This window comes from Sandaracinus amylolyticus, assembly GCF_021631985.1.
Taxonomy (GTDB): Bacteria; Myxococcota_A; Polyangia; order Polyangiales; family Sandaracinaceae; genus Sandaracinus; species Sandaracinus amylolyticus_A.
The window spans coordinates 2,036,384-2,055,676 of record NZ_CP070225.1; the positions used below are offsets into that span (position 1 = coordinate 2,036,384).

Sequence of the window (19,293 nt, forward strand, 5' to 3'; positions counted from 1 at the left end):
TCGGTCTCAATCCCCGTCGCGCGCGGCAGTGTCCGCGCCACCCATCTTCTCGCGCTCCTCGATCTCGATGCGCACGCGGTCCGCGAGCTTCGCGAGGATGCGCCGCAGCTCCGCGCGATCGCTCGCCGAGAGCGACTTGAGCGCGCTGCCGAAGAGCTCCATCGCGGTCACCGGAACACCCCGCGCGATCTGCGAGCCGCGCTCGGTCGCGCGGATCTTCACGACGCGCCGATCGGTCTCGCTGCGCTCGCGCACCACGAGCCCGTCGCGCTCCATGCGATCGACGATGCCGGTGATCGTCGAGTTGCGCGCGCTCATGCGCTCGCTGAGCTCGGAGAGCGAGATCTCGCCGACCGCCTCGAGGATCTTCAGCGCGGTGACCTGCGGCCCGGTGAGGCCCATCCCGCGCGCGACCGTCTTCGTGACCCTCCGGCTCTCCGTGTAGAGATAGAGGATGGTCTCGACGATCCGATCGATGTCGCTGCCGCGTTGAACGCCGTGCTCCGAGTGCGCCACGGTTCTCTCGCTCCCGCTCGTGACCCACGAGCGAGATATTTCGCATGCGTAATATTCGGGTCGCGGATGACGGTCAAGAGGCGTGGCGTGTGGGCGGCGTCCCGCGGTTGCCCGCGCCGTGGGCCATATGTCAGTCTGCGCGCCGATTGATTCCGATCGCCGCGCGCGCGTGTCGCGCCCGCAGGCAGGGGAGGCGAGCTTGAGCTCCAAGGGTAGTTTCTTCGCGCGAGCGATGATCACCGCCGCGCTCGCCAGCGCGATCATCGTCGGTTCGCTCTCGATCGGTCCAGCGCGCGCCGAAGCGCAGTGCATGCCCAGCCCGACCTGCACGCGCGTGTCGCCCGACGGCAAGGGCATCGTCGGTCTCGGCCTGATCGGCGCCGAGATCGGGTTCATCGTCCCTGCGCTGGTGCAGGAGGCCGCGGGCACCAACGAGTGGTGGCCCTATCTCGTGTTCCCGGTGGTCGGCGCGGCCGCGGGCGCGATCGGCGGCTACTTCATGGAGCAGGAGACGCAGAATTCTCCGGAGGTCGACGTCGCGTTCCTCGCGGTCGGCCTCGCGCTCGTGGTGCCCACGCTCGTCGCGACGCTCGCGCTCACCGCCTACGACCCCGGTCAGGACGCGGTCGCGCGCGACGACGGCGGTCAGGCCGAAGAAGAGCCGGCCTACGAGGACGGTACGACGACCGAGGCGGTACAGGACGAGTTCGGCGACGAGCCCGCCCAGGGCGGCGAAGGTGAGACGCAGCCGGCCGACGAAGGCGGCGCGACCGAGGGCGGTGTCGAGGGCGGCAGCACGGCGGTGCAGCGCCAGGTCCGCGGTCTGCTCGCGGGTGGGCCCGGCATCCTGCGCTTCGACGGCATGGGCCGTCAGGTGCTGCTCGGCCTGCCGATGGTGCAGACCCGCTCGTCGTTCACCGTCGCGGAGAGCGAGGCGCTCCGCCTCGCGCCGAGCACCGACGTGAACGTGCCGGTGATCAGCGGCTCGTTCTGAAGCGAGATCGATCGTCGACGAGCGGCGCGGCCCGAAGGCTGCGCCGCTCGTTCGCGTTTCAGCGAAGCGATCGGAACGCGGTCCAGAGCTCCTGCGACAAGAGCTTCGGCTGTTCCCACGCCGCGAAGTGCCCGCCCTCGTCGAGCTGGTTGTAGTGGATGAGCTTCGGATACGCGCGCTCGGTCCAGCTCCGCGGCGCTTGGTAGAGCTCGTCGGGGAAGACGCTCACGGCCGTCGGGACGGTCACGTTCTTCGCGGCGAAGAAGTCGATCTTGCTCTCCCAGTAGAGGCGCGCCGAAGAGATGGCGGTGTTCGTCAGCCAGTAGAGCGTGATGTTGTCGAGCACGTCGTCGCGCGTGAGGCCCTCGGGCTTGCCGTCGAAGACGCGCGCGATGAGCTCGTAGCTCGCGACGTCGTGATCGATCATGAACGCGGCGAGCCCGACCGGTGAGTCCGCCAATCCGGTGAGCGTCTGCGGGCGCGTCCCCATCAGCACCGCGTAGCCGACGTGCTGGAAGAAGAAGACCAGCTGGTCGTACGAGCGTCGTTCTTCGGGCGAGAGACCGGACGGCGCCGGCGCGCCGCTCCGGGCAGCCGCCAGGATCTCCCGCGGGAAGACGCCCGCCATGTTGGTGTGGATCCCGAGCAGCTCGGGCGGAGCCAGGACCCCCATCTCGTCCACGACGAACGCGCCCCAGTCGCCGCCCTGCGCGACGAAGCGCGTGTACCCGAGGCGCTTCATCAGCACGATCCACGCACGCGCGATGTGGTCCGAGTCCCAGCCGGCGGTGGTCGGCTTTCCCGAGAACCCGTAGCCGGGCATCGACGGGATCACGACGTGGAACGCGTCCGATGCGCTCCCTCCGTGCGCCGTCGGATTCGTGAGCGGATCGACGATCTTGAGCTGCTCGAGGATCGAGCCCGGCCATCCGTGCGAGACGATGATCGGCAGCGCGTCCTCGTGCTTCGACCGCACGTGGACGAAGTGGATGTCCACTCCGTCGATCTCGGTCATGAACTGCGGCAGCGCGTTGAGCCTCGCCTCGCACTTGCGCCAGTCGTAGTCGGACGCCCAATGGCGCGCGAGCTTCTGGATCGTCGCGAGCTGCACGCCTTGCGTCGAGTCGGAGACCAGCTCCCGGTCCGGCCACCGCGTCGTGTTGATGCGCCTGCGCAGCTCGGTGAGCTCCGCCTCGGGAACGTCCACACGAAACGGCCGGAGCGCCTTCGCGTCGGCCGTCTTGCTGCGCTTCAGCGCTTCGGTGTCGGGTCTCTGGGTCGGCATCGCGGGGACGTGCGACCGGCCGTCCCACGAGCAAGTCTCTCGATCCGCGCGCGTCAGGTCGAAGGGACGAACACTGCGCGGCGGTAGTAGCGCAGCTCGTCGATCGACTCGCGGATGTCGCCGAGCGCGCGGTGCGAGCCGCGCTTCGTCGGACGCCCCGCGTACGCCTGCGGGTGCCATCGACGCACGAGCTCCTTGAGCGTCGAGACGTCGACGTTGCGGTAGTGCAGGTACTTCTCGACCTGCGGCATGTACTTCGCGAGGAAGAGGCGATCCTGGTGGACGCTGTTGCCCGCGAGCGGCGCGGCGCGCCCCGGCACGTGCGCCGCGACGAACTCGAGCACCTGACGTTCGGCCTCGGCCTCCGAGATCGTCGACGCGCGCACGCGATCGACGAGCCCCGACGCGCCGTGGTGCTGCTTGTTCCAGTCGTCCATCGCGTCGAGCAGCGAGTCGGGCTGGTGCACCACGATCTCGGGCCCTTCCGCGATGATCTCCAGCTGACCGTCGGTGACGATCACCGCGATCTCGAGGATGCGCTCCCGCTCGATCGCGAGACCGCTCATCTCGAGGTCCATCCACACCAACAAGTCGCTCTCGACCGGCATCCGCTCAGCTCCCTGCGCCGCATGCGAGCACCGCGAGGCTGCTGCCCGCGGCGCCGAAGTTCGTGACGATCGCCGTGCCCTGCGAGGTCGACGCGACGTCGACGCTCACGATCGCACGGCCGGTCCCGCTGATCTCGTCGGCCCCGAACGTGCGCCGGATCATCGAGGGCATCGCCGCGTCGAGCACCCACGCGCGCACGCTGCTGGTGTCGCCGCGCGTGATCACGAGCCCATCCGGCGTGCGATCGATCCCGAGGTGCACCGAGCCTCCGCCGGTCGGCAGCGTCGTGACCGGGCTCGTGCCGCTCGCCGTGATCGGCTGCACCGAGTGATCGAACGCGTCGCGCACGAGCACCCAGACGTGCCCCTCGTCCGACGCGAGCGGCCGACCCGGCGAGAGCTCGCCATCGGGCGTCACCGTCCCGACCACCGTGCCGTCGGTCGCGGCGAGGAACGTGACCTCGCCCGTCCCGCTCGGGACCGCGACGTTCGTTCCGTCGCTCGCGAGATCGAGCGCGCCGATGCCCGCGACGAGCCCGTCGGCCACGCGCACCGGCGCGGCCCACGCGGGCGTCCACACGAAGCGCGACGTGTCCTCCGCGTCCCACGCGACGTAGGGCACTCCGTCGATCGTGATCGCGACCAGCGCGGTCACGCTCTCGACGTCGCGCGTCACGGGCGCTCCGGCCGCCGTGACCACGCCCTCCTCGGCGCGCTCGAGCTCGACCAGCACGAGCGTCGCGGGATCGAGCACGCTCGCCGGCTCGAGCGCGATCACGAACCACGCGCCGCCCTCGGCGGGCGCGGCATCGATCGCGATCGGCTCGCGCTCGGTGTCGAAGAGCGGCTCGACGGTGCCCAGCGTTCCATCGAGCGAGAGGCGCCGCGTGCGCAGGCCGCGCGACGTGAACTCCGCGTCGCTCACGATCACCTGATCGTCCCAGCTCGTCGCGCTCATCGTGGGGTCGAGCGTCGTGAGGTCGAACCGGATCGCGGTCGGTGCCGCGTCCTCGTCGATCGTTCCGTCGCAGTCCTGGTCCACGAGATCGCAGACCTCGGTCGCGTCGGGCGAGACGGTCACCAGGCGATCGTCGCAGTCCGTCCCGCACGGAGGCGGCGCGTGGCCGTCGCCGTCGGCATCGCGGATCGGCGCGACCTGCACGCACGCACCGGCGAGGCAGCGCAGCGCCTCGCACCCGACCGCGACGCAGTCCTCGTCGAAGAAGCACGCCCCGCCGTCGTCGCGCGGCAGGGGACGTGGGTCGTCGCTGGTCCCGCCCTCGTCGCAGCCCTCGAAGGGCCCGGCCGCGCCGAGCACGACGAAGAGGAGCGGCGCGATCAGAGGGACGGAGCGACGAAGCACGGCGCTGAGCATAGCGTGGGTCGTCCGCTGCGGGGCGCGCGTCCGGACCGCGCTTCGACAAGCGCTTCGATAAGCGCCGGCTGCTACTGTGTGCCCGATGCTCCTCGCGCGCGTGCGACGCACGATCCGAGAGCGACGTCTGCTCCGGCGCGGCGAGCGCGTCCTCGTCGCGGTGAGCGGCGGGCCCGACTCCACCGCGATGCTCGACGTGCTCGCGCGCATCGCGCCCGAGCTCGCGCTCGAGCTTCACGTCGCGTCGGTCGATCACGGCCTCCGCCCCGAGGCGCAGCGCGAGGTCGAGCTCGTCGCCGCGCAGGCCGCCGCGCTCGGGCTCCCGTTCCATCCGCTGCGCGCGACGCTGACCACCAAGCGAGGCTCGCTGCAGGACCGAGCGCGCGCCGCGCGCTACGCGCTGCTGCACGCGCTCGCCGGCGAGCTCGGGGCCACGCGCATCGCAGTCGGCCACACCCTCGACGATCAGGCCGAGACGGTGCTCGCGCGTTTGATGCGCGGCAGTGGTGCGCGAGGGCTCGCCGGCATCGCGCCGCGCCGCGCCGACGGAGTCGTGCGCCCGCTGATCGACGCCACCCGCGCCGACGTCCGCGCGTGGATCGAGGCGCATCGCCTCACGGTCGTCGACGATCCCAGCAACGTCGATCCGAAGTACCAGCGCGCGCGCGTGCGCCACGCGATCCTGCCCGCGCTCGCGATCGAGAGCCCTGCGATCGCGCGGCACCTCGCCCACGTCGCCGACGACGCGCGCGCCCTCGACGCGCTCGCGCGCAAGCACGCCCGTCATCTCCTCGCGAAATCCGCCCGCGAAGACGACGCGCTCGATGCCGCAGTGCTCTCTCGCGCACCGCTCGCCGCGCGTCGTGAGGCGCTGCGCATCTGGGCTCACGCGCGCACTGGCGGCACGATTCGTCGTGCACACCTGGACGCCATGGAGGTCGCGCTCCAGGGAAAGGGGAACGCTCGGCTCCCTGCTGGCTGGACCGCCTCGGTCGTCGCGGGATCGCTGCGCGTTTCACACGACCCGAGGCCCTTCGGCTCTCCCCACTTCGAACGTGTGATCAGCGGGTCGATGAAGAAGCGTGAACCCGAGGAAAGCTGAAGCTCGAATGATTGTCGGCCTGGAGAGTGTGTGCCACCCTAGTCACGTGACCCGGAGCAGGCCCGCTCTCCGGGATCCACGTGATCGTCACGTCGTCGTCCGGTGGCGACGGCGTGCGCGAGTCGCGTGAACGAGGTGCACGTGAAGCAGAGCCACAAGACCCTCCTCCTCTGGCTGCTCTTGATCGTGATGATGTACGCGATCTACCAGCTGGTCACCAACGACCCCGCGCCGCGGCAGGTCGCGTTCAGCGAGTTCATCGCGGACGTTCGGGCCGGGAGGGTCGAGCAGGTCGAGATCGAGGCGAGAGGGCCGAACGCAGAGTACACGTACGTCCACGTCCAGGGTGAGCGGCGCGAGCAGCGCAGCACCGTGGGCTACACGGGCGAAGAGCTCAACCAGGAGCTCCTCGAGCACAACGTTCGCGTCAACTACGTCCCGGCCGAGCAGAACGCGTTCCTGACGTCGCTGCTCTACGCGTGGCTCCCGACGCTCTTCGTGCTCGCGCTGTTCTTCTTCTTCATGCGGCAGGTGCAGGCCTCCGGCGGCAAGGCGATGAGCTTCGGCAAATCGCGCGCGCGCCTGCTCAACGAGTCGCAGAACAAGGTCACGTTCGCCGACGTCGCGGGCATCGACGAGGCGAAGGACGACTGCGAAGAGATCATCGCGTTCCTCAAGGACCCGAAGAAGTTCCAGCGCCTCGGCGGACGCATCCCGAAGGGCGTGCTCCTCGCGGGCCCGCCGGGCACCGGCAAGACGCTCCTCGCGCGCGCGATCGCGGGTGAGGCCGGCGTTCCGTTCTTCAGCATCTCGGGCTCGGACTTCGTCGAGATGTTCGTCGGCGTCGGCGCCAGCCGCGTCCGCGACCTCTTCGAGCAGGGCAAGAAGCACGCGCCCTGCATCATCTTCATCGACGAGATCGACGCGGTCGGTCGCCACCGCGGCAGCGGCATGGGCGGCGGCCACGACGAGCGCGAGCAGACGCTCAACCAGCTCCTCGTCGAGATGGACGGCTTCGAGGCGAGCGAGGGCGTGATCATCGTCGCGGCGACGAACCGCCCCGACGTGCTCGACCCCGCCATCCTGCGCCCCGGTCGTTTCGACCGCCGCATCACGGTGCCGCGCCCCGACCTCAACGGTCGTCTCGGCATCCTCCAGGTCCACACGAAGAAGACGCCCGTCGCCGACGACGTCGACCTCGATCTCATCGCGCGCGGCACGCCCGGCTTCAGCGGTGCGGACCTCGAGAACCTGGTGAACGAGGCCGCGCTCCTCGCGGCGCGTCAGGACAAGGACTTCGTCTCGATGAGCGACTTCGAGATGGCGAAGGACAAGGTCCTGATGGGCAGCGAGCGCCGCTCGATGGTCATCTCCGAGAAGGAGAAGAAGACCACCGCGTGGCACGAGGCGGGTCACACGCTCGTCGGTCTGCTGGTCCCGAACCACGACCCGATCACGAAGGTCTCGATCATCCCGCGCGGTCAGGCGCTCGGCATCACGATGTCGCTGCCGAAGGAAGACCGCCTGAGCACCAGCAAGGAGTGGGTGCTCGATCGCATCGCGATGATCCTCGGCGGACGCATCGCGGAGGAAGTGAAGTTCGGTCAGATCACGACCGGCGCGAGCAACGACTTCCAGAAGGCGACGCAGCTCGCGCGCGCGATGGTGACCGAGTGGGGCATGAGCGAGCGCCTCGGCCCGCTGGCCTACGGTGAGCGCGAGGACGCCATGTTCCACATGGGCCCGAGCTTCCGGAACAAGGACTACTCGGAGCAGACCGCGCAGGAGATCGACGCGGAAGTTCGTCGGATCATCACCGAGCAGTACGATCGCGCGAAGCGCCTCGTGCAGGAGAACATCGACAAGCTCGATCTGATCTCCGACGCGCTGCTCGAGCGCGAGACGATCGACAGCACGGAGATCGAGGCGATCATGGCCGGCCAGCCGCTGCCGCCGCGCCAGAAGATCGTGATCCCGCGCTACTCCGAGAAGGCGCAGAAGGCGAAGCAGCAGCGCAAGACGAGCATCTTCCAGCCGCGGCCGCGCGAGGTTCCCTCGAGCTGACGTCGGTGGATCGCAGCGCGGTGTGAAGGGCCGCGCCGGGAGTAGGGTGGGGGTCTCCGAGACGACGAAGACCGCGCGAAAGAGGGCCGCTACGCGAATCCAGCGTGGCGGCCCGTTCGTGTTCCGTCCGGAGGCCCCATGAGCGCGCCCGTCGAGATCTGGGGCGTGCTCAACGTGACGCCCGACTCGTTCAGCGACGGCGGGCGCTTCGTCGCGCTGGACGCGGCCATCGAGCACGCGGAGCGGATGCGCGCCGAGGGCGCGGACGTGATCGACGTGGGCGGTGCGTCGTCGCGACCGCCGGGCAAGACGTACGGCGCGGGCGCGCCGGACATCGCGCCGAGCGAGGAGATCGCGCGCGTCGCGCCGGTGATCGAGGCGCTGGTGGCGCGTGGGATGCGGGTGAGCATCGACACCGCGCGCGGCGAGGTCGCGGACGCGGCGCTCGCGCGGGGCGCGTCGATCGTGAACGACGTGACGATGGGCGCGGACGACGCGCTGCTCGACGCGGTCGCGCGACACGGCGCGGAGCTCGTGCTGATGCACTCGCGCGGCGGAGGGCGCGTCGACGCGACGACCACCGCGTACCGCGACGTGGTGGACGACGTGCTCGCGGAGCTGCGCGGCGCGATCACGCGCGCGGTGTCGCGTGGCGTGCGCGCGGAGCGGATCTGGATCGATCCCGGCGTCGGGTTCGCGAAGACGCCCGCGCAGTCGGCGGCGCTGATCGGCGCGACCTCGCGCTTCGTGGCGAGCGGTCATCGCGTCCTCGTCGGCGCGTCGCGCAAGTCGTTCATCGGGCAGCTCGCGCCCGACGCATCGGGCTCCGCGCCTGCGCCCGACGCGCGGCTCGGTGGATCGATCGCGGCGATCACGGCCGCGGTGCTCGGCGGCGCGCACGCGGTGCGGGTGCACGACGTCGCGGTCTCGCGGCAGGCGGCGCTGGTCGCGCTCGCGATGCGCGCGCCCCGCAACGCCTCACGCGGGAAGGAGGCGCGCGCCGATGCCTGAGCTCGGCGATCTCCTGACCGGCATGGTCGACTGGGGCCGGCTGCGCGTCATCGTCGACGTCGCGGACGTCCTCGTCGTCGCCTACCTCTTCTATCGCCTGACGCTGCTCGTGAAGGGCACGCGCGCGATGCAGATGGCGATCGGCCTCGGCCTCGTCTTCCTCGTGTACCACCTCGCGCGACGGCTCGGGCTCGTCACGCTCTACACGATCCTCGACGCGCTGCTCACGTACATCGTGTTGCTGATCGTCGTCATCTTCCAGAACGACATCCGTCGCGTGCTCGCGCGCGTCGGGCAGAGACCGTGGTTCCGCGGCGCGCGCAACGTGCGCGAGGTGCAGGCGATCGAAGAGGTCGTGAAGGCCGCGGTGCACATGGGTCAGCGGCACATCGGCGCGATCATCGTGTTCGAGCGCGACGCGGCGCTCGACGAGTTCGTCGAGCACGGCACGCCGATCGACTCCGCGGTGACGAAGGAGATCCTCTACTCGCTCTTCGTGCCGCACGCGGACAACCCGCTGCACGACGGCGCCGTGATCATCCGCGAAGGTCGCATCTGGCAGGCGGGCGGGCACCTGCCGCTCTCGTCGAGCGCGAAGCTCGATCGTTCGCTCGGCACGCGACATCGCGCGGCGATCGGCATCTCCGAGGAGACCGACGCGGTCGTGGTCGTGGTGAGCGAGGAGCGCGGGAGCATCTCGCTCTGCTTCAACGGCAACATGGCGCGCGGCCTCGACGCGGGATCGCTGCGGCAGGCGCTGCTCGGTCTCTTCTCGACGCCGGTGCGGAAGAAGACGCGCACCGACGCGACCGCTTCGACGCGGCGTGCGTCGCCCTCGCAAGGTGAGCGCCCGTCGCTCGCGCCGCCCTCGGTGCCCAGCGTTCCCGCGGCGACGGCGCGCAAGGAAGAGAGCGCCCCGTGACCGCGAGCGCTCGGGTGCGGGAGGGCGGGTTCGTCCGGAACCTGATCTTCGAGAACTTCCCGCTGAAGGTCTTCTCGCTCGTCGCGTCGCTCGCGCTCTTCTCGCTGGTGCGGGGCGCCGAGGACGCGCAGCGATCGCTCTTCGTCGACGTGGTCGCGGTGCTGCCCGACGCGTCGACGGGGCGCATCCTGCTCTCCGACATCCCGGATCGTGTGCGCGTGACGCTGCGGGGATCGCGCTCGCTGCTCAACTCGATCCGGCGCGACGACATCCCGCCGATCCAGGTGACGCTCGATGACACGCGAGCGCGCCTCTACTACTTCGATCCCGAGCGCATCGAGGTGCCGGCGGGCGTGGAGATCACGCAGATCGCGCCCGCGACCATCGCGCTGCAGTGGGCCGATCGCGCGGAGCGCCGGCTTCCGGTGCACCCGACGATCGACGGACGCCCGGCGCCCGGGCTGATGCTCGCGGGTCCGCCCGAGGTGCGCCCGCCGAGCGCGGTGATCACCGGGCCGGCGCCGGAGATCTCGCCGCTCGATCACGTCACGACCGATCCGATCGCGCTCGCGGGGCTCGAGGCGGGACGTCACGAGCGTCGCGTCGCGCTGATGCACCTGCCGCCGCACGCCGAGTACGAGGGCGACGCGATGGTGACGGTCGTGGTGGACATCGCGCCGCAGGTCGCGGAGCGATCGCTGCCGCGGCTCGAGGTCGCGGTGGTCGGTGGCGAGGTGCGCGAGCTGCGTCCCGCGCGGGTTCGCGTGCGGGTGCGCGGTGCGCCGCAGGTGCTCGACGGAATGGATGCGCTCGGCGTGGTGCCCTACGTCGACGTGAGCGAGCTCGAGCCGACGGCGGGCGGGCAGAGCGTGCCGGTGCGGGTGCGAGGGATTCCGGACGGCGTCGAGCTGGTCGACGTGGAGCCGCCCGACGTGCTCGCGATGCCGAGCCGGTAGAGCCGCTGGCCGCTCGCCGAAGGCCGTGATCGTCGACGGCGACGGCCCCTCAGCGCGAGAGCGCGGCCTCGATCACACGCCTCGCCGCCGCGATCCTCGGATCGTCCGGCGTCGTGCCCGCGGCCGAGTCGAGCAGCGCGCGTGCGCCCTCGTCATCGCCGGCGTCCGCGCGTGCGATCGCGAGCAGCAGCGCGAGACGCACGCTCCACGGGCCTCGCTCTGCGATCTGCTCGAGCCCGGCGCGCGACTCGCGCGGACGTCGGGTGAACGCCATGCGATCGACGTCGACGAAGCTCGGCGAGCGCGCCGCGATCGCGGCGTTCGGACCGTCGCGACGCACGAACACCATCCCGAGCTCGTCGAACGCGACGAGGGCCCACGCGTCGGAGGCCGCGAGGTGCTGGCGCAGGTTGGGGCGGCCCTGCTGGTACGCGCGCTCGCGCGGTGAGGTGTGCTTCATGACGACGAGCTGCACACCGGCGTCGTCGAGCGCGCGATCCCAGCCCGGCTCGCCGTAGCGGATCGACTGGTAGAGACGGAAGTGCGAGTCGGAGTACGCCTCGAACGAGGGGTGGAAGAAGACGCGCTCGCGCGGCCAGAAGCGCGCGAGGAAGGGGCCCGCCCAGCCGTCCTGCACGTACGCGGGACCCACGATGTGCTGCTGCTCGACCGCGTCGAAGAGCGGCGCGGGCCACACCGCGGCCGCGGGGCCGATCGCGGGCGGTGCGATCGCAGATCGATCGACGAGCGCGACGATCGCGATCACGACGGCGAGCGCGCTCGGCACCCGCAGCGACGACGCGAGCGCGGCGAGCGAGGGCGCGACGAAGATCCACGCGAGGTCCGCGAAGCGCGCGTGGCGCATCGAGATCGCGAGGCCGAGCGCGATCATCGCGACGAGCGGCAGCGGCGCGCGGCGCCACGCCGCGATCACCACGAGCACGCTGGTGATCACGAGCGCCCAGTACGGCCACATCACGCGCAGCGGCTGATCCCAGGGCGGTCGGAACTCGATCAGGTGCTCGCCGAGATAGGGATCCGACGCCATCTGCAGTGGCACCCCGAGCACCGCGAGGCCGTGCGGGTGGTAGAGCGCGAGGGTGATCGCGGCGAGCGCGATCGCGCCGAGCGTCGCGACCACGAGCGCGAGCGCGCCTTCGCGTGCGCGCGGCAGCGGCTCGCGACCGACGAGGCGCGCGGCGAGTGGCTCGAGCGCGAGGGAGATCGCGAGCACGAGCAGCGCGATCAACGAGAAGATCGCGCCCGCGTGGAGGTGCACCGCGATCGACGCGACGAGCCCCGCGATCGCGACGTGCACCAGCGGGCGCGGCGATCGCAGCGCACCGGCGCACGACCACAGCACGATCGCGAGCGCGAGGTTCGACGCGAGCAGCGGCCGCTCGACGAAGCGGAACGCCGCGGCCCACGCGCCGAGCGCGCACGCGGCGGCCGCGAGCTCGGGGCTCGCGCCGAGGCGACGCGCAGCGGCGAGCACGAACGCGGCGGTCGCGACCACGAGCGCGATGCGCAGCAGCAGCGTCCCCGCGAAGCCCGCGCCGTCGTAGGCGAGCGTGAACGCGGTCGCGGGCAGCCACTGCTGGTTGATCCACGGGTGATCGGGCTCGGCGAACGTCAGCACGTTCGTCGCGGGGATCGCGCCGGTCGTGAGCACCGCGCGGCCGGTCGCGAGATGGAAGCCGAGATCGGGATCCGCGGACTCGTTCGTCGCGAGCACGGCGACGAGCGCGAGCGCGCCGAGCGTGGCGAGGGTCCCGCGGCGTTCGCTCATCGCGCCGAGCATCGCCGATCTCGAGGCGCGAGCGGGTCACGCTCGCGCCTCGGTGGGTCGCGTCACGCGCTCGCGAGCTCGCGCTTCGCTTCGTCGGCGATGTCGTTCGCGAGCTGCTCGATGCGCTTCTCGTCCTCGCCCTCGATCATCACGCGCAGCTTCGGCTCGGTGCCGCTCCAGCGCACCACGACGCGGCCGCTCTTGCCGAGCTCGATCTCGGCGCTGCGGATCGCCTTGAGCGTCGCGGGCATCTCCTCGAGCGGGCGGCGCGCCGGGAGCTTCGCGTTCACCAGGATCTGGGGGACGCGCGTCATCACCTTCGACGCGAGATCGGCGAGCGGGTGCTGCTCGCGCAGGACCATCGCGAGGAGCTGCAGCGCGGCGACGAGGCCGTCTCCCGTCGACGCGTGGTCGAGGAAGATCATGTGGCCCGACTGCTCGCCGCCGAAGTTGTAGTCGTTCTTGCGCATCTCCTCGACGACGTAACGATCGCCGACCGCGGTGCGCACCATGCGGCCGCCCGCGCTCTCGATCGCGCGCTCGAGGCCGAGGTTCGACATGACCGTCGAGACGAGCGTGCCCTTGCGGAGCGTGCCCTCGCGGAGCATTCGCGTCGCGCACAGGGCCATGACGACGTCGCCGTCGACCTCCTTGCCCTCCGAGTCGACGACGATGACGCGGTCCGCGTCGCCGTCGAGCGCGATGCCGAGGTCGGCGTGGTGCTCGCGCACCGCGGCCGCGCAGGCCGCAGCGTGCACGGCGCCGCACTCCTCGTTGATGTTGTAGCCGTCGGGCTCGACGCCGATCGGGATGACCTTCGCGCCGAGCTCGGCGAACACCGCGGGCGCGACGCGATAGGCCGCGCCGTTCGCGGCGTCGACGACGACCTTGAGCCCCTCGAGCGTCAGGTCGCGCGGGAAGGTCTGCTTCACGAACGCGACGTAGCGACCGCGCGCGTCGTCGAGGCGCTCGGCGCGGCCGACGTCCTTGCCGGTCGGGCGGCCCTTCTCGAGCGCGCCGTCCTCGATGAGCCGCTCGAGCTGGGCCTCGGCGTCGTCGGGCAGCTTGAACCCGTCGCTGCCGAAGATCTTGATGCCGTTGTCCGCGAACGGGTTGTGCGAGGCGCTGATCACGATGCCGGCATCGGCGCGCATGCTCGTGGTGAGGTGCGCGATGGCGGGCGTGGGCATCGGGCCCGAGAGCATCACGCGGCCGCCCCAGGTGCAGACCCCGGCGGCGAGCGCGGTCTCGAGCAGGTAGCCCGACACGCGCGTGTCCTTGCCGATGATCACGCGCGGCGGGTGCTTCACGCGCTGGCGCAGCTGGTAGGTGATCCCCGCGCCGATCTTGAAGGCGATCTCGGGCGTCATCGCGCCTTCGTTCGCCATGCCGCGGATGCCGTCGGTTCCGAAGAGAGTACGAGCCATGTTCGCGACCCGTAGCATGGACGCCGGACGCGGGGCTGCGAAGGGTGCCGGTGTGGGCGAACGGCCGAGCAGGTACGTCGGAGAAGTCACGCGGACGCGCGCGTGCACGTGATGTCTTCGATTGGGGGTATTCGGCGAATTCGAACATGAATTCGCTCACTCGCAGCAGTCGGAAAAGGGGGGCGCCCGATCGGAAAAGGGGGTCGCCGCGGACGCGAAGAGGGGCTGCGGGGTGCGAGTCGGGGGTCGCGGCGGACGCGAAGAGGGTCGGCGCGGTGCGAGATGGGGGTCGCGGCGGACGCGAAGAGGGTCGGCGCGGTGCGAGATGGGGGTCGCGGCGGACGCGAAGAGGGTCGGCGCGGTGCGAGATGGGGGTCGCGGCGGACGCGAAGAGGGTCTGCGCGGTGCGAGTCGGGGGTCGCGGGGGACACGAAGAGGGTCGGCGCGGAGCGGGACGAGGGTCGCGGCGGACGCGAAGAGGGTCTGCGCGCTGCGGGACGAGGGGCCCAGTCGCGCGCTGGAATCCCCGACGCGCTTCTTCTTCCGGAGTCCTCGGCGCTCTCGCACGCGCACCGCGCGTCAGGCGCGGCGCGCCTTGAGCGCGAGGGCGAGGGGCGTCAGCACGGCGACCGAGAAGAACCACGGGGAGGGCAGCGTCTCACCGCGGAACAGCGGGAACGCGGCGCCGAAGATCGCGACGAGCGCGGGCCAGAGCACGAGCGGGACGCCCATCAGCGCGATGCGCGACGCGCTCGCGCTCACCCAGCGGTAGTACGCGCGGAGCCCCTCGTCGGGCGCGAGTCGGTCGTAGAGCGCGCCCGCGATGCACACGATCGCCGCCCACACGCGGCCATCGTCGCACCGCTCTCCGGCCCGACCGAGCCCCACGCGACCACCGCCGCCACGACGCTGAGAAGCAGCCCGACGGCGTTGTAGAAAATCATGGGCGCAGGGCTACTCGACGCCGCGCGACGCGTCACTCGCGCGTGGCTTCGAATCGGACCGAGCACCGGAAAACTACGGGCTCGGTCGCAACGGCCGACGACGGTCGCTAGAAGCCGCGCATGCGGGTCGCGGTGTAGACCCGCCCGATGCCGACGACGTAGGCGCCCATCCGCATCGGCATCGAGCGGCTGCGGCTCTGCTCCCACGTGGCCTCGAACGCGGCGCGCATCACGCGGCGCAGCTCCTCGTTCACGCGCGCTTCGTCCCAGTAGTAGTGCTGGAGGTTCTGCACCCACTCGAAGTAGCTGACGGTGACGCCGCCGGCGTTCGCGAGGATGTCGGGGATCACGTGCACGCCCTTGGCGAACAGGATCTCGTCGGCGCCCGGCGTGGTCGGGCCGTTTGCGCCCTCGACGATCACCCGCGCTCGGATGTCGCGGGCGATCTCCTCGGTGATCACGCCGCCCAGCGCGGCGGGCACCAGGATGTCGCAGGGCAGCGTGAGCAGCTCGTCGTTGTCGACCTTCTTCGCGGCGTGGAAGCCCGCGAGCGAGCGGTGCTTCGCGACCCACGCGAGCGCGGCCGCGACGTCGATGCCGTTCGGCTCGTAGTAGCCGCCCGAGATGTCGGAGATGGCGACGACCCGCGCGCCCTGCTCCGCGAACAGGCGCGCCGCCCAGCCGCCGACGTTGCCGAAGCCCTGCACCACGACGGTCTTGCCGGCGAGCGACTCGCCGAGGCGCGCCATCAGCTCCTCGGTCACGTAGAGACAGCCGCGCCCGGTCGCCGCCGCGCGCCCGTGCGATCCCCCGAGCTCGATGGGCTTGCCGGTGACGACCCCCGGCTTGTAGCCGTGGTACTTGCAGTACTGGTCGAGGAACCAGCCCATCTCCTGCGGGCCCGTGTACATGTCCGGCGCCGGGATGTCGGTGTGATCGCCGACGATGTCGTTGATCTTGTCGACGAACGCGCGGGTGATGCGCTCCTTCTCGCCGACGCTGAGCTTGCTGGCGTCGACGTGGATGCCGCCCTTGCCGCCGCCGAACGGGACGCCCGCGACCGCCGTCTTCCACGTCATCAGCTGCGCGAGCGCGGTGACCTCCTGCGCGTCGACCTCGTGGTGGTAGCGCAGGCCGCCCTTGAACGGGCCGCGCGCGTTGTCGTGCTGCACGCGATAGCCGACGAACGTGCCGATCGAGCCGTCGTCCATGCGCACGTTCAGCTCGACGCGCACCTCGCGGAACGGTGTGCGGAGCTGCACCGCGACGTCGCGCCCGAGGTCGAGCACCTTGGCCGCTTGTTCGAAGTACCGATTGGCGTTCTCGAGCGCATCCGAGCTCATCCGGTCCCCCTTCCGTGCGCGGCCGCCGTCCCCTCGGCGTCCGACGTTCGAGCGGCGCGGCGATGGCGAACCACCGCGAGCACCAGCAGCAGCGCGAGCACGCCGTTGGTGCCCAGCAGCACGCCGAGCACGAGCTTCAGCGTGCCGATCGATCCGCGCGCGACCGCGATCGGACCGAGGCTCGCGAGGTGCGCGCCCGCGGGCGTCTCGGGCTCGGGCGCGGCGACCCCGACGATCGCGACGTCGCTCGGCTCCATGCCCTGGATCGCGCCTGCGACCAGGCGCTGGATCGCGGAGTCGTCGTAGGGCGCGTGCGCGCCGCGGTGGCGGATCAGCACCGATGCGCGCGGTCGCGGCGGCGGCGCGTCGAGCGGGAGCTCGCTGGCGTCGGGCAGCGCGACGTGGACGCGTGCGTCGAGCACTCCGTCGATCGCCTCGATGGTGCGCGCGAGCTCGCCGCCGAGCGCGGCGGTCAGACGGGCGCGCTCCTCGGTCGCGGTGGGCACCAGGCTCGCGGTGCCGAACACGTCGTGGAGGCCGGGATCGGGCGCGCGCGGGAGCTCCTCGGCGCGCAGGACCGCGAGCGCGGAGGCGACGTCGTCGCCGGCGACGAGGATCGCGTACGAGCCCTCGCTCGTGCCGGGGCCGCGCGACGGCTCCTTCACCGCGTGGATGCCGTGCTCGTCGAGCGTGACGAGCACCTCGTTCGCCTGCGCCTCGGGGAGACCGCGCTCGATCTCGGCGCGACACCCCGCGAGCGCGAGCAGCGCCGCGAGCGCGAAGAGGACGCGGCCGCTCATTGGCTCGCGTCGAACGAGTAGCTCGCGCCCATGCGCGGCGCGCCGAAGCTCGGGAAGCGGATCGCGGCGACGCGCCCCTGCACGCAGCGCTGGAACTCGGGGCTTCCGGCGCGGACGCTCGAGCCGAGCACCGCGCCGCTGCCCGCGATCGCCATGTCGATGCGCACCCGGCCGAGCGAGCGACCGCCGCGCAGCTCCTCGCCGACGCACGGGAAGAACGAGTTGATGCGGCCGTTCATCACGCCCGCGACCTGCGAGGGCGAGAGGCGTCCCTCGCCGCCGCTGCCGGTCGCGTCGCCGATGTCGACGACCTGGCTCATCGCGTCCTCGTAGGAGGTGCCGGGCGCGCCGGCGCGACCGCCGCGATGACCGCCGCGACGACCCGAGCCGCGCGGAGGATCGGGGAGGATGCCGGCGGTGCCCTCGATCTCGACCTGACCGCGCTCGTAGAGATCGGCGAGGTCCGCGTCGGCGATCTGGGTGTCCTGCTCGGCCTGGCGCGTCAGGAAGAAGATGCCGACGCCCGCCATGATCAGGACGAGCACGCCGCCCGCGATCATGAACTTCACGGCGTTCGAGGTCTTCTCGACCTTCGCCGCGGTGACGATCGCCTGCTTCTCGTCGGCGGCGGCCTTCTTGAGCCGGTACTGCTCGACGAACTCCACGAAGTCCGGGTGATCGGCGACCTTGCGCCGCTCGCCGGTGTCCATGTTGAGCAGGCCGTGGTCGCCGAGGACCTCGCCCTTGGCGATCAGCTGCACGAGCTCGCGGCCCGAGAACGGACCGTGATCGAGCTTGTCCTTCTGGACCATCCAGCGCGCGGCGTCGTTCTCGGTGATCTTGTTGAGCACCGAGCCGAGATCGACCTCGGACGAGCGCACCGGCGCAGCGGCCGGGGCGGGCGCGGCGCCCGGGATCCCGTCGACGAACGAGGGGCGGAACTCCTCGTGGATCGAGACGCGCTGGCCGACCTTCGGCGCGGCCGCGGGGGCGAGCGCTGGGATCGGGCGCGGTGCCGAGCCGGACGACGCGGCGGAGGCCGGGACCGCAGGCTTCGGCGGTGCGACGGGCTTCGGCGGCGCGGGGGCCTTGAGGGCACCGGCGGGCGGGGTGACGACCTTCGCGCCCGAGCCCGGGGGAGGTGCCTCGGACATCGCGCTGTCGACGTCGACGTCGATGTCCATGCCGAGCCCGCCGGCATCGCCCTCGGCCGCTTCGGCACCGCCGACGTGCGGCGCGAGCGCGGCGCGCACGTCCTCGGGCGTGGCGAAGCGCGCGGCGGGATCGCTGGCGAGACAGCGCAGGAGGATCGCGTCGATGTCGGCGCTGCCCTCGGGGTGGGCCTGCGAGGGCGGGACGAAGTCGTCGCCCGCGGTGCGGCCGGTGAGCATCGTGTAGAGCAGGCCGCCGAGCCCGAAGACGTCGGTGCGGGCGTCCGGTGCGCCGCCGGCGCGGATCTCGGGGGCGAGGAAGGGCTGCTCGGTCGCGCCGAGCGCAGCGGGGCCGGCGGTGCGGAGGATCGCGCGGGCGATGCCGAGCTCGCTGACCTTCACGCGGCCGTTCTTGGAGATCCAGACGACGGCGGGGCGCAGCGCGCCGTGCGAGGCGCCCTTCTCGTGCGCGGCGGTGAGCGCCTTGGCGACGTTCGCGATGACGTTGTAGGCGCCGCGGAGCGAGAGGGACTGGCCCTCGGCCTTCTTGCGGGCGACGACGACGGTGAGGGGCTGTCCCTGGAGCCACTCGCACGCGACGAAGCGGGCGCCGGTCTTCTCGGCGCCCATGCCGTAGGTGGCGACGACGTTGCGGTGGGTGAGGGCGGCGGCGGTCTTGATCTCGGCGCGGAGGACCTCGACCGCCTCGGGCGTCGCGACCAGGCCGGGGCCGAGGACGCGGAGAGCGATGGGGCGCTGGGTCTTCTGATCGCGGGCCGCGAGGATCGTGCCGAGGGCGTCGTCACCGACGGCTCGCTCGACCTCGAATCGGCCCCCGACGACCGTGCCCGGCGAGAGCCCGTGGTTGCCGGTAGGCGTGCGGGCGGAAGCCGTCGACGTGGACATGCGGGGGTCGAAGCTACCGGAGCCGGGGGGCGGACGGAAGGGCTTCGGCGTGAGGCGCGTGGGGCTGGGTCCGACGCCCGGGGGTGCTCGCGGGCTGCTT

Annotated in this window: 16 protein-coding genes; 6 read left to right on the forward strand and 10 right to left on the reverse strand. The window is 71.6% G+C overall.

The window, feature by feature from the left end; translation table 11 throughout:
• Positions 1-6: 6 nt before the first annotated feature.
• Complete coding sequence (locus tag I5071_RS08260; RefSeq protein ID WP_236604864.1) at positions 7-516, reverse strand: MarR family winged helix-turn-helix transcriptional regulator; 510 nt, start codon at positions 514-516, stop codon at positions 7-9.
• A 232-nt stretch (positions 517-748) separates the two neighbouring features.
• Here I5071_RS08260 and I5071_RS08265 point away from each other — a divergent pair, with 232 nt between their 5' ends.
• Entirely contained in the window at positions 749-1,510 is a 762-nt protein-coding gene (locus I5071_RS08265) for a hypothetical protein (protein WP_236604865.1), read from the forward strand.
• 58 nt (positions 1,511-1,568) lie between these two features.
• On the opposite strand, the gene I5071_RS08270 is transcribed toward I5071_RS08265, so the two are convergent.
• The 3 genes from I5071_RS08270 to I5071_RS08280 are packed head-to-tail and all read right to left on the reverse strand — an operon-like array spanning position 1,569 to position 4,766.
• Positions 1,569-2,795: an epoxide hydrolase family protein gene (locus tag I5071_RS08270; RefSeq protein WP_236604866.1), complete on the reverse strand. Its 1,227-nt coding sequence runs from the start codon at positions 2,793-2,795 to the stop codon at positions 1,569-1,571.
• Between the two features lie 53 nt (positions 2,796-2,848).
• On the reverse strand, positions 2,849-3,403 hold the full coding sequence (gene orn, locus I5071_RS08275) for an oligoribonuclease (protein WP_236604867.1): 555 nt from the start codon (positions 3,401-3,403) through the stop codon (positions 2,849-2,851).
• A 4-nt stretch (positions 3,404-3,407) separates the two neighbouring features.
• Positions 3,408-4,766, reverse strand: a complete 1,359-nt coding sequence (locus I5071_RS08280) for a putative metal-binding motif-containing protein (protein ID WP_236604868.1) — start codon at positions 4,764-4,766, stop codon at positions 3,408-3,410.
• A 97-nt stretch (positions 4,767-4,863) separates the two neighbouring features.
• Here I5071_RS08280 and tilS point away from each other — a divergent pair, with 97 nt between their 5' ends.
• The 5 genes from tilS (at position 4,864) to I5071_RS08305 (ending at position 10,833) form a co-directional block, all read left to right on the forward strand.
• The gene (gene tilS, locus I5071_RS08285; RefSeq protein ID WP_236604869.1) at positions 4,864-5,880 is read left to right on the forward strand and encodes a tRNA lysidine(34) synthetase TilS; all 1,017 of its coding nucleotides are present in this window, start codon (positions 4,864-4,866) and stop codon (positions 5,878-5,880) included.
• 141 nt (positions 5,881-6,021) lie between these two features.
• Positions 6,022-7,944 carry an ATP-dependent zinc metalloprotease FtsH gene (gene ftsH, locus I5071_RS08290; protein WP_053238925.1) on the forward strand — a complete coding sequence of 641 codons (1,923 nt, stop codon included), beginning with the start codon at positions 6,022-6,024 and terminating at the stop codon, positions 7,942-7,944.
• Between the two features lie 138 nt (positions 7,945-8,082).
• Positions 8,083-8,955, forward strand: coding sequence for a dihydropteroate synthase (gene folP, locus I5071_RS08295; protein WP_236604870.1), 873 nt, complete (start codon positions 8,083-8,085; stop codon positions 8,953-8,955).
• Positions 8,948-9,877, forward strand: a complete 930-nt coding sequence (cdaA, locus tag I5071_RS08300) for a diadenylate cyclase CdaA (protein WP_236604871.1) — start codon at positions 8,948-8,950, stop codon at positions 9,875-9,877. The genes folP and cdaA overlap by 8 nt, the downstream gene beginning before the upstream one ends.
• Positions 9,874-10,833, forward strand: a complete 960-nt coding sequence (locus I5071_RS08305) for a YbbR-like domain-containing protein (RefSeq protein WP_236604872.1) — start codon at positions 9,874-9,876, stop codon at positions 10,831-10,833. Before cdaA ends, I5071_RS08305 begins: the two co-directional genes overlap by 4 nt.
• 49 nt (positions 10,834-10,882) lie before the next feature.
• Here I5071_RS08305 and I5071_RS08310 read toward each other — a convergent pair whose 3' ends face one another.
• The 6 genes from I5071_RS08310 to I5071_RS08335 form a co-directional block, all read right to left on the reverse strand.
• Entirely contained in the window at positions 10,883-12,622 is a 1,740-nt protein-coding gene (locus I5071_RS08310) for a tetratricopeptide repeat protein (RefSeq protein WP_236604873.1), read from the reverse strand.
• Between the two features lie 62 nt (positions 12,623-12,684).
• A complete protein-coding gene (gene glmM / locus I5071_RS08315) occupies positions 12,685-14,067 on the reverse strand; it encodes a phosphoglucosamine mutase (protein ID WP_236604874.1) in 1,383 nt (460 codons plus the stop codon).
• 561 nt (positions 14,068-14,628) lie between these two features.
• Positions 14,629-14,895, reverse strand: a complete 267-nt coding sequence (locus I5071_RS08320; protein ID WP_236604875.1) for a hypothetical protein — start codon at positions 14,893-14,895, stop codon at positions 14,629-14,631.
• A gap of 205 nt (positions 14,896-15,100) precedes the next feature.
• Entirely contained in the window at positions 15,101-16,336 is a 1,236-nt protein-coding gene (locus I5071_RS08325; RefSeq protein ID WP_236604876.1) for a Glu/Leu/Phe/Val family dehydrogenase, read from the reverse strand.
• On the reverse strand, positions 16,333-17,136 hold the full coding sequence (locus I5071_RS08330; RefSeq protein ID WP_236604877.1) for a secretion protein: 804 nt from the start codon (positions 17,134-17,136) through the stop codon (positions 16,333-16,335). Before I5071_RS08330 ends, I5071_RS08325 begins: the two co-directional genes overlap by 4 nt.
• A complete protein-coding gene (locus tag I5071_RS08335) occupies positions 17,133-19,193 on the reverse strand; it encodes a protein kinase domain-containing protein (protein ID WP_236604878.1) in 2,061 nt (686 codons plus the stop codon). The genes I5071_RS08330 and I5071_RS08335 overlap by 4 nt, the downstream gene beginning before the upstream one ends.
• Positions 19,194-19,293 lie beyond the last annotated feature (100 nt).

Coding starts and splice junctions, on each gene's coding strand:
- I5071_RS08265 (WP_236604865.1), top strand. CDS start 749: ATGATCACCGCCGCGCTCGCCAGCGCGATCATCGTCGGTTCGCTCTCG.
- I5071_RS08270 (WP_236604866.1), bottom strand. CDS start 2,795: ATGCCGACCCAGAGACCCGACACCGAAGCGCTGAAGCGCAGCAAGACG.
- orn (WP_236604867.1), bottom strand. CDS start 3,403: ATGCCGGTCGAGAGCGACTTGTTGGTGTGGATGGACCTCGAGATGAGC.
- tilS (WP_236604869.1), top strand. CDS start 4,864: ATGCTCCTCGCGCGCGTGCGACGCACGATCCGAGAGCGACGTCTGCTC.
- folP (WP_236604870.1), top strand. CDS start 8,083: ATGAGCGCGCCCGTCGAGATCTGGGGCGTGCTCAACGTGACGCCCGAC.
- cdaA (WP_236604871.1), top strand. CDS start 8,948: ATGCCTGAGCTCGGCGATCTCCTGACCGGCATGGTCGACTGGGGCCGG.
- I5071_RS08310 (WP_236604873.1), bottom strand. CDS start 12,622: ATGAGCGAACGCCGCGGGACCCTCGCCACGCTCGGCGCGCTCGCGCTC.
- glmM (WP_236604874.1), bottom strand. CDS start 14,067: ATGCTACGGGTCGCGAACATGGCTCGTACTCTCTTCGGAACCGACGGC.
- I5071_RS08325 (WP_236604876.1), bottom strand. CDS start 16,336: ATGAGCTCGGATGCGCTCGAGAACGCCAATCGGTACTTCGAACAAGCG.
- I5071_RS08330 (WP_236604877.1), bottom strand. CDS start 17,136: ATGAGCGGCCGCGTCCTCTTCGCGCTCGCGGCGCTGCTCGCGCTCGCG.
- I5071_RS08335 (WP_236604878.1), bottom strand. CDS start 19,193: ATGTCCACGTCGACGGCTTCCGCCCGCACGCCTACCGGCAACCACGGG.